Annotated in this window: 7 protein-coding genes and 2 pseudogenes; 7 read left to right on the top strand and 2 right to left on the bottom strand. The window is 35.6% G+C overall.

Features of this window, described 5'->3' with window-relative positions; genetic code table 11:
* The first annotated feature begins 333 nt into the window (after window positions 1-333).
* Window positions 334-2,577 carry a right-handed parallel beta-helix repeat-containing protein gene (locus I6F65_RS20405; RefSeq protein ID WP_197114651.1) on the top strand — a complete coding sequence of 748 codons (2,244 nt, stop codon included), beginning with the start codon at window positions 334-336 and terminating at the stop codon, window positions 2,575-2,577.
* Window positions 2,578-2,799: 222 nt separating this feature from the next.
* On the opposite strand, the pseudogene I6F65_RS21880 reads toward I6F65_RS20405, so the two are convergent.
* Window positions 2,800-2,973: pseudogene (locus I6F65_RS21880) on the bottom strand (IS4 family transposase); the annotation flags it as partial.
* A gap of 443 nt (window positions 2,974-3,416) precedes the next feature.
* Between I6F65_RS21880 and I6F65_RS20410 the strand changes: the two are divergent.
* Both I6F65_RS20410 and I6F65_RS20415 read left to right on the top strand, forming a co-directional pair.
* A complete protein-coding gene (locus I6F65_RS20410; RefSeq protein WP_197114653.1) occupies window positions 3,417-3,869 on the top strand; it encodes an SMI1/KNR4 family protein in 453 nt (150 codons plus the stop codon).
* A 490-nt stretch (window positions 3,870-4,359) separates the two neighbouring features.
* On the top strand, window positions 4,360-4,623 hold the full coding sequence (locus I6F65_RS20415; RefSeq protein ID WP_197114655.1) for a hypothetical protein: 264 nt from the start codon (window positions 4,360-4,362) through the stop codon (window positions 4,621-4,623).
* Window positions 4,624-4,654: 31 nt separating this feature from the next.
* On the opposite strand, the pseudogene I6F65_RS22075 reads toward I6F65_RS20415, so the two are convergent.
* Window positions 4,655-4,813, bottom strand: a pseudogene (locus I6F65_RS22075) (IS110 family transposase); the annotation flags it as partial.
* 391 nt (window positions 4,814-5,204) lie between these two features.
* Here I6F65_RS22075 and I6F65_RS20420 point away from each other — a divergent pair.
* From I6F65_RS20420 to I6F65_RS20435, 4 genes are all read left to right on the top strand, one after another.
* A complete protein-coding gene (locus I6F65_RS20420; protein WP_197114657.1) occupies window positions 5,205-7,304 on the top strand; it encodes a hypothetical protein in 2,100 nt (699 codons plus the stop codon).
* Between the two features lie 84 nt (window positions 7,305-7,388).
* Window positions 7,389-8,204 (top strand): hypothetical protein, encoded by an 816-nt coding sequence (locus I6F65_RS20425; RefSeq protein WP_197114659.1) that lies wholly within the window; start codon window positions 7,389-7,391, stop codon window positions 8,202-8,204.
* Between the two features lie 783 nt (window positions 8,205-8,987).
* On the top strand, window positions 8,988-9,404 hold the full coding sequence (locus I6F65_RS20430; RefSeq protein WP_331461429.1) for a DUF1493 family protein: 417 nt from the start codon (window positions 8,988-8,990) through the stop codon (window positions 9,402-9,404).
* Window positions 9,405-9,440: 36 nt separating this feature from the next.
* Entirely contained in the window at window positions 9,441-9,791 is a 351-nt protein-coding gene (locus I6F65_RS20435; protein WP_197114661.1) for a hypothetical protein, read from the top strand.
* Window positions 9,792-9,854 lie beyond the last annotated feature (63 nt).

A 9,854-nucleotide genomic window follows, 5' to 3' on the forward strand; every position in this document is an offset into this window, starting at 1 on the left:
CGCTTTAGCATTTACTATGATGTGGCTACCAATGTGGGCTGATTAATATATATACTACAAAGATCAACAGCCCCTAGTGTCTCACTAATACTTTTTGCGTCTGAAAATCAACAAAATACCCGATTTCAGCTCGCCATTTTAACGTTTCGCTTATTCTCGTCGTTAAATTGAAATTTCAATCGATATTATCGGTATAAATTTATTTTTTGCTGTAAATTATATTTATAGCGTTTGGATGTCCAGAATGCCTTGTTACACTATTAGTCGCACAAAGAAAAACAAAATTAAACATGGAAGGATTATGTTATTAACTCTTTAATATTAAAAACTACCTTGATAAAGCCTTGTCGCTTAATCGCATTATGTTACTTATCCCTAACTCTTTTAACCGCTTGTGGCGGTAGCGACTCATCTGAATCAGCCATGACTGGCACCACTATTATTACTGTCGATGCAGGTGATGACCTAACCGTTAATGAAGGTGATACCGTTACCTTGACCGCACAAACCAATGCCGACAGTACACAGAGTTTGACATATCTATGGACACAAACATCTGGCTCTTCTATTTCAACAGCACTTGGGACCCAAAATACGCAACAATTTACAGCCCCTTTGGTTGACACAGCAAGTGACTCATTAGTCTTTCAAGTAACCGCCACTGACAGTGAAGGCGTGCAATATAGCGATACTGTCACTATTACAGTAAACGATATCCCTGTTGAAACATTTACCATTACTACCCTCGCCGATTCAAATGGCACTATTACAGCCTCATCTTCTGTGGAATCTGGCGCAGATATAACCATTACAATCACCCCAAGCATTGGCTATCAAGTACTAGCAGTAACCGTTGACGGACTTTCAGTTGGTGCTGTAACCTCTTATCAATTTACCAATGTTACCGCCACGCATACCGTTGATGTAACCTTTAAACTTGCTGATATTATAAGCACTAGTGAATACACAATGCCTGTTGGGATCCCTGAAACTAGTCTAGATTTTACTCAAGAAGCGCCCGAAAGACCAAGTAACTGGAGCGTTGAAGTTCCGGGGTATTACTACATAAATTATCAAACGGGGGATAATAATGCTGCGTATGGTATGCCTTCGTCACCAAGGAAAGAAATCCCAAACCCATTACCCGCAGGCTCTTACGTTGAAATATCAGGGGAGTACACACAAGGCTTCTCAGGCAAAGGTAATAGAATGTATTACCTTAATGGTACTGATGCTGTATGGGAGGCAAATGTAGCCGGACCTGTTTGGATTACAAGCGCTAAAGATACAGGAGGCTCTATTAAATATGTAGGGTTTCAGATGTCTGGTGCTAATGTTTATCTGACAGACCTTATTTTTACTGATGGAGCTAAAGTACAGGTAGGCTCTCCAAGTGCAGGTTATCCAATTGTAAATGCAGTAGTGAGAAACTTAGATATTAACGGAGGAGGTATAACAGTAGCTGGTAAAGGCGATCCCGAAGAAAGTGAGAATAACGTCAGTGAAGCTAATAATATTGTTATTTACAATAATGAGATTCACAACGGAGGGGATATGTATGATTTAAACGATGAAGATTATACTGGTGTACAAATTGTTCAAGGTGTTAGAAATCTGTGGGTTTTAGATAATGAGATCCATGAAATGTCTGGGGCAGGTGTGCAGGTTATTGGTAGTGATTACTCTACCTCTTTTGTTTATGTAGGTAACAATGAAGTTTACCGAGTTAGGCAGTCAGGTTTATGGGTCAAGTATGGCAACGGTGTAGTATTTTCTTCTAACTATGTGCACAATGTTATCGCTACTCAGTGGTCTGTATCTAAGTGTATGGGTTCTCAGTATCAACCTCATAATATTTGGTTTATCAATAATGTTTTACATGACTGTACTTATGGGATTAGAGTTCCAAGCACAGACCCGGTTGCATGGTCTAAAACTATAAACATAGTAGGCAATATTATTTATAATATCGCCCCTCAACAAAGAATGGATGGCACATTAGATGCTTGGTCTACTCCGTATAATACATGGCAATCAGCCGGTATTGGTCTTGGTGCTGATGTATTAAATATCTCTAATAATATTATTTATGATGCAGCGGCTGGTATTACCTTAATGGCAAATGCATCTACAGCCTCTATCAAGAATAACATTATATACAATATGGGATATATGCGAGAAGACCAATCAGACCCTTATGGACCCACTCTACTTTTTGAAGCGCAGTATCCCAACTCAGAGATAAAATTTAACTCTAATATTATGAGTGAAAATCCTATTATACGTAGAGGGACTTCTACATATTATACAATGAACGATCTAGTTGACTTAGGTAGTACAGGAAATGTAGCTGCCGCTCCTTTATTCACCAAAGCAGAATTACTAACTGCTATAACTAATAAAGACTACAGTGGTTTAAACATAGGTAGTTTGGTAGATGCAGGTGACAACGTAGATGACTTATTGGTTCCGTTATTTACTGATTATTTTACTGGTGTTGGGGTAGTCGTTGATATGTTTGGTATGACTCGCGTTCAAGGAGCTGGTATTGATATAGGACCATTTGAGCAAGAGTGAGCTGAAATGCCTACCACTCTTGATGCTACGACTGTTTCGCTAAACCAGAGGGAGTATAGTAATTCAAAAATGGATGCAATGACTATTGACGGGTTGGGTTTTACACAACTTAAGAGGCTGGGATTAATATTGATGGTATTTTAACCACAGAGTTCAATACTATATTTCCTAGCATTGATGAAGATATATTAAATGCCATACGTAAACAACAATGCCGTTCGGTTAAGCAATTTTAGACTTATATCTTAGTGGATACCTCGAAGGTATATAAAGCACCGAACGTGGAAATTTTCGGTGCTTTCGTTTTTTAGACAAAATAAAATGCTTAACATCTTCACGCATAAGCCGTAATTTTTTGGGAATTGTCCCGTCACCCGATAAAGCATAGCCTCGAATTGAAGTTAGGATGAGGATGAAGTTAGGATGACGCCCATTCTAATTCTTACGTAAATTATCAATGATATAAGTAAGTTAAGTGAAATTTATAAAAATGAATCTCGTAAAAACTTAGCTATAATGACAAACTGAAAGTAAAAAGAGGTAGCGCGATAAGCGACAATAATTTTTATTAAAGAATGGTAAACGACTTGGCTGTATTGAGCCTGCTTTCCTTTAAATAAAAAGCGGAAGCTCTTTTAACCTAAATAAAAACCACTCAAACACCCGTAATCCCATCCAAAACGCCAATTAAAACAATATCAAACACGTCTTTATATACTGCGTAAAAGTACAGTAATCGATTGAACCAAAATAGGAACTCAGCTATGGTTTGTTTATCAATAAAAACAAATAAAAAACGAGTTAATCTACAGGCTCGTTAGCTATATGGGGATTTAATTATGAGCAATGAAATTTCACAATTCGAATCTCTCATACAACTTGATAAAGCATTCTCTACAGGTAGTCGGTATTCCGACGAAGATATATGTGCTTTTGAAGAAAGGTATAATTTAAACCTTCCTGATGATTATAAAGTATTCTTACGACAAATTGGTACCGTGGAGTACGATTACGGAAGTTATGGAAGTAAATTTTGGTTTCTGAAATTGGAAGAAATAGAAGCTTGGTCTCAAAAAGTATTTCCTGAATCTGAAAATTTATTTCCTAGTGTATTATTAGTTGCGGCATCAACAAGTGGCGAGCATTATGGTTTAATAAAAGGTAGAAGTGAATTATTTGTTTTCGATCCAGAATGCCCTTGTTATCTATGGCTCGAAGAGCAAATGTCTGAATTTAAATTTAATGATTGGCTTAAGTTGATAACCGAGTCAAAAATGGAAAGTACTTGGTAAGCAGTAAATATAGCTATTAATTACAAATTTTAAAAGTGGTGAACCTCTGCGTTTTTAAGACCGCTAAATACGTCGATTCATCGTAGGGTGTATTTGTTTTCCAGCACCTAAATACAATCCTTATTCATTTAGATGCTAGTGTTCTAATAATGCTGTTATGCGGCTTAGCCTTGGCTTTTTGTTGCTCCTGTGTCGCTTACTTTTCCCCCAGAATTTTTGTCCGCTTAACGCGGCGTTGAGATTGTAGAATTACTCATGCTGCAAAACACGATGCACAGAGAAGGGGAAGCCCTTTTAACCTAAATTAAAGCTATTCAAGCACCTGTAATCGTTTCCAAAACGCCAATTTAAACAGCACCAAACACTTCTTTATATGCTGCGTAAAAGCACAGTAATAGATTGAACCCAAATAGGAACTCAGCTATGGTTTGTTTATCAATAAAAATAAATAAAAAACGAGTGAATCTACAGGCTCGTTAGGTGACTTGGTGTGATTGAAAGTATAGTTGTTATCGCCATTGGATTTTTTCTTGTTTGGCTGTCACGAACATCACGAAAGGTAAATAAAAAAATAGATAGCCTTTCACCTAAAGCAAAGTCTAATTTAATAGAGTCAATCAATAACAATATCAACCCTAGTCATACGGATTACCTCGTTGGTGGTTCTGTTACGAAAGTTCCAAAATGGGTTGGCTTGTTGGTGCTAATTGTTTTTGCAATTGCTTTATATTTTGGCGTAAAATCAGTCACCTAACAACACGCCCTGAGGTGCACGAATAGTAAATTTAGCTATTAATTGCAAATTTTAAAAGTGGTGAACCTCTTCGTTTAAGACCGCTAAATACGTCGATTCATCGTAGGATGTATTCGTTGCCCAACACCTAAATACAATCCTTATCCATTTTAAATGCCAGTGAGCCAATAATGCTGTTATGCGGCTTACCTGTGGCTTTTTGTTGCTTATACTGAGCCTTAATTCAAATATATATTCTTACAATGCCTCCTAAAATATCAATTAAAACAACACCAAACTCTTTTTTACTTTGGTGCTTTACTCTAATAATCGTTGTGTGCCTTTAGTTAATAAGTTTTGTGATATTTCGATAACTGGCACCACTATTTAATTAATCACTCAGCGGTAATATTTCGTTTAGCTGTGGTAAAATATTGATAAGTAATTATTTTGTTTACTTCTCTTCGTTTTTCTCGAAAAAATATCACAAGTGCCGTTTAATGGCTTCTAATAAAGTGGTGTAAGTGGTGTCCTTCAATGTTAATTCAGGAAAATAACCTTAACATTTTGATATTATAATAATTTTACTAGGCAGTTAATACATGAGCGGTTTTCTTTTCGTCCTTGTTTCCATCTTTGTTATTTTAAGTCTATTTTATGTTTTTGTGAGCCTCTTTAACTTTATCAATTCAGATAAAATTGAACGTGCTCACTATTTAAAGTTTTTAGACGAAAAACTTAAAGAGATAACTCCTGAACGTCTGTTAACGAAGGCTGAAGCTGCAGCTATGTCAGATTTTTATGGCGAGCCAATCGAAGCCAAAGAGCCTGTTTACCGAATCAGTGGCAGCTTTGGTCCTTTTCTTATTCGAGATAAAAAGTGGGGGAAGCCAGCTCGGCTTCGTCGTTTCTTTGAGCGCTTTGAGATCGACATCGATATTGTTAAACAGCTTGAATTTTGTATTGATGAGAATAATACGGTCGAGTTTATACTTCCGGCCCGCCAGCGGGGAGCGCTTGCTGTTTCTATTGATGACTCTTTTAATGTTGTTAGTCATCGAGATTTAGACAAAATAGGTCAAACACAATACCACCTTGAGGAAACGGATGTACAAGTCACTTACGATGAATACTGTCGTGCAAACATAGATAAACGTCGCATTCCAAGCTTATTTGTAGCGCTATTGCTTATGGCTTACCCCTTTGTTGATAACACCTTAATTGCAGGCATTATTCTATTTTTAGTGTTTGTTATTTTTATTGGTTGGGTTTTACCTAGACCTTTTTATAAAACCGATTTTAGTAAAAAATTTAGAGTGAAGCTGACTGGTCGTTTGCGAGGGCAAGCTGGTAGTTACCGTTTAGGTCCTTATTATATAAATTTGAATAATTTTACGGCTCGTTTAAAGGATATGATCGGTGAAGCCAAAGAAATAACCATTGAGGGGCTTTTAGAGGAGGGGAGAGACGCAAAAGTAATTTCTGTATTGAGTTTAAACGGTAATTACTTTAACCATGCTGCTTATAGTAAAAAAGAAGAATTCAAAGGGAGTATTTTAGAACGAGAAGTTAATCGCAAGAAACGCTTCGCTTATCTTTTTTTATTTATGCTTTTCCCGTTTTTTTATACGTTGACGACCACTGACATGAGCAATAACCTCGATGATTTAGTCACTCAACTTTCTGTCCGCGAGCTGCAGCGAGAGTTTAATGGCTTAGAAGAATTTCGAAATTACCCGTTAGTAGTAAATCAAGAGGTTATCGTTAATAACCTCAGTTTGCTTCCCAATATTGATAAGTTTCCAGGTTATAACACGTTAGTCCCCACGGGGTGGAAGCATGATATTGATCTAAGCCAAATCAACGAGAGAATAGCTTTGATTGGACAAATCCAATATACGAAAGAGTTATTTATGACCATTATCTCTTCAAAAACGAGTAATATGAGTCAAAGCCCTTATCGTTACTTTCGAGATGATCCTAACTATTCAAAACTTCAAAAAAAATCACTATTTGTTCATTACGCGACTTCTTTTCCAGAAAGTTACTATTTTAAGCTTTTATTGGAGATCTGCTACGTTGAAGCAAAGTATGAACTGGAATTCGGACAAAAGTATGTTTTGGATGAGAATAGCCAAATGTTAAGGGAATACCTAACTAAAAAGTACAAATACAAGACGCTAATAGAGAAGCTTTCTAGCAATACGTTACTCAACGAAAAACAGAAAATTTTTAAAGGTTTTATTAATGAGCAAAAAAACGTGATTATTGATGAGCTTTTAAAACAAGGTGATGAGCAAGTTGCAAAGAGTAATGGTATTGCATTTGGTCCTAATTACAGACGCCTAAATCCCTTTAAACCAACACTCTTAAGAGATGACTTTTACATTATTCGCCCTACAGATAAATATTCACAAAGTAATACGAAAAACTCTTATCGCTTAGTAGAGACTTTACCTGCTGTTTCATCAGTTAAAAATATTTCTGAAACCTTGCTTGAGGTAGATGATTACTTAATCAATGGGATTATAACTAAAATTAACCGCGACGATAACAAGCTGACTAAAGTTCTTATTGATCAGAACAAACATTACGACAGCCTATTTCATAACGTCTTAGATATTATTCACGCATGGATGGTCTACATACTATTTATTCTAAGCTTATTGGTTGGAAGAGTATTTAGAGTCGGTCAATATTAAATTGAAATAATGATCGATTTCGAGATCACCTACGCTTTTTTCGAAATCGCCTGTTATTTACATCTTTAAAGTAAGGAACATAAAATGAGATTATCAATATTAGCCTGCCTGTTAACTTTTATTTCGTGTCAGGTAAATGCCACTATCTATACGGATAAAGAAAAGAATATAACAACCGTAGAAAACGTAAAATATAATAAAAAAGAGCTCAAATATAAATCAGGAGCGCTTAAACAGGTTCAATTTTTCAACCAAGGTAAACGTGCTGGGACTTGGTTAGAATACTATGAAAATGGCAACATTAAGAGCCAAAAAACATACGGAAAAGCATTTAGAGCTAGCCCAGCAAAGTATTGGGATGAGTCAGGTAAATTAAAGGAATCGGTCATTGTTTATAAAAGTAAACATGGCGACACCGTTAAATGGATCAATTACGATAAGAACGATATTGAACGAGAATATCATAAGTCTAGAGATGGTGGTTGGGTTAAATCACTTACCTATGCAGGCACAGAACGAGTTTTGGTAGAAGAATATGAATCGGCTGGAAGTAAAGATACGAACCGACAATACATCGGTCGCTACTATTCTCGATTTGATAAGCAAAGGTACTTAAATGAAACTGCTTATAAAGAGCGCTTTTATAAAAAAGGAGTACTTCATGGTCCTTATATTGAGGTAGATGAGCGAGGAGAAATCATTTTAAAAGGCAAGTATAGTAATGGAAATAAAGTAGGCGAGTGGTTTGAACAAAGCCGCTACTATGAATATAAAAACCCTTATATTGACTATCAAAATTATGATGCGAACGGTAAGCTCCATGACAAGCAGATTCGTCGCAATACAAAAAGTGGTAGAGAGGTTATTGAATATTATAGCCATGGTAAAAAAGAGCGGTAGTTTATTGAGAAGAAGCCTGATGGCAGTGTTAAAACCATAAAAGCTATAAAAATGGTCTACTCAACGGTGAGTCCTGTAAATAGTTCATGTAATATTTAAAAAGGCTTTTAAAGCAGCCTTATAAAAGCAGCTTAAAAAATGGTGGTTGACGTAAAAAATCGTAATCGCAACGAACAAGATAATTAGACTCCAACCTTTACACTTGTTCATAATATAGAAAAGCTGCAAAACACGATGTATTAAGAAGGGTAAGCCCTTTTAACTTGAATAAAACCACTTAAACACCAGCAATACCTTAAAAAACACCAATTAAAACAACAGCAAACTCTTTTTATATGCTGCGTAAATATACAGTGATTTATTGAACCAAAATAGGAACTCAGCTATGGTTTGTTTATCAATAAAAATAATAAAAAAACGAGTTAATCTATAGGCTTGTTATATGAGCAAAATATGAAAGCATCGAATCATAAAATAGATAAGCGGCTCCTAAAACTTATCGCTAGTTTTTTGTAGTAGCATCAATGCTAATGGTAATAATGGGTGATATGAGCTTATTGGGTGTGTAATAATCTATTTTGGTATATCAATATCTCAAAGATTTGGTTTTAAATATTTTCAAGGTTCCAAACGGACTCTTTTTATTATTATAGGTTGTATTGTTTCGATAAGTTTTGGTGGATTATTGGCTTGGGGTTAAAGTTATATAGCAGTTGGTTTTTATCCTTTGTCGCTAATTTTAACTCATTATTATTTTCCTCTTGGTGAGGTATTAGGTATACCGTGGTTACAATTGAGCAAATATTTAACCTAATAGAAAGTGAATGTGTAGTTGATAACGTTAAACTAGATCTAAACACTGATCTATTTAATGAGCTTGGTATTGAAGGTGATGATTTTTCTAAATTGATTGACAAGTATACTTTAAACTTTAGCGTAAATATGGATGGTTATCTTTGGTATTTTCATAGTAACGATGAAGGCGTAAATGTTTGGAGTTTTTTGTTTAAACCACCTAATAAGAAAGTTAATCGTATTGCTGTAACACCCAAAATATTATTAGACTGTGCAAATAGTAAAAAGTGGGAAGTCGTTTATCCACCCTATGTCAAACCTAGAAAAAGACATGATCTAACTTATAGTAATCTTTTTTGGTTGGTTATTGTGCTTGGGATTTATTTAATAGCAAAGTATACCTAACAAAGCATTAAAAGGCGTTAGCAGTACTGGGGAAGTATGTTCAATTTAATCCGTAACAATGAACTTGAAGTACAACTTGATGTTACCGACGCTACAGACCGATTGCCATCCGTAGCGTTTGATATAATAGTGTCTTGGAATATGCCTTTTCAAAGCGTAAATCTCACGGTTAAAAAGTGCTGGGTTGAATGCAGTGTATGGGATAAATTTCATGACTCTATTTTGAAACTACAAGAACAAGAGTCAGGGATTATTACTCTAAATGATTTGAGTAACAATCCACTAATTTCATTTACTAAATCGGGTATAGAATTAGTTACTGAGATTCAATCTAAAGATAGTTTAGGTGTTGGGTCATTTACACTTAAAAGTACTAGGGGCTGTTGATCTTTGTAGTATATATATTAATCAGCCCACATTGGTAGCCACATCATAGTAAATGCTAAAGCG

It is taken from the genome of Pseudoalteromonas sp. SWXJZ94C (assembly GCF_015864385.1).
In the GTDB taxonomy this organism is placed as follows: Bacteria; Pseudomonadota; Gammaproteobacteria; order Enterobacterales; family Alteromonadaceae; genus Pseudoalteromonas.

Excerpts from the sequence above, each read along its gene's own strand:
- I6F65_RS20425 (WP_197114659.1), top strand. The coding sequence starts at position 7,389 with ATGAGATTATCAATATTAGCCTGCCTGTTAACTTTTATTTCGTGTCAG.
- I6F65_RS20435 (WP_197114661.1), top strand. The coding sequence starts at position 9,441 with ATGTTCAATTTAATCCGTAACAATGAACTTGAAGTACAACTTGATGTT.
- I6F65_RS20420 (WP_197114657.1), top strand. The coding sequence starts at position 5,205 with ATGAGCGGTTTTCTTTTCGTCCTTGTTTCCATCTTTGTTATTTTAAGT.
- I6F65_RS20410 (WP_197114653.1), top strand. The coding sequence starts at position 3,417 with ATGAGCAATGAAATTTCACAATTCGAATCTCTCATACAACTTGATAAA.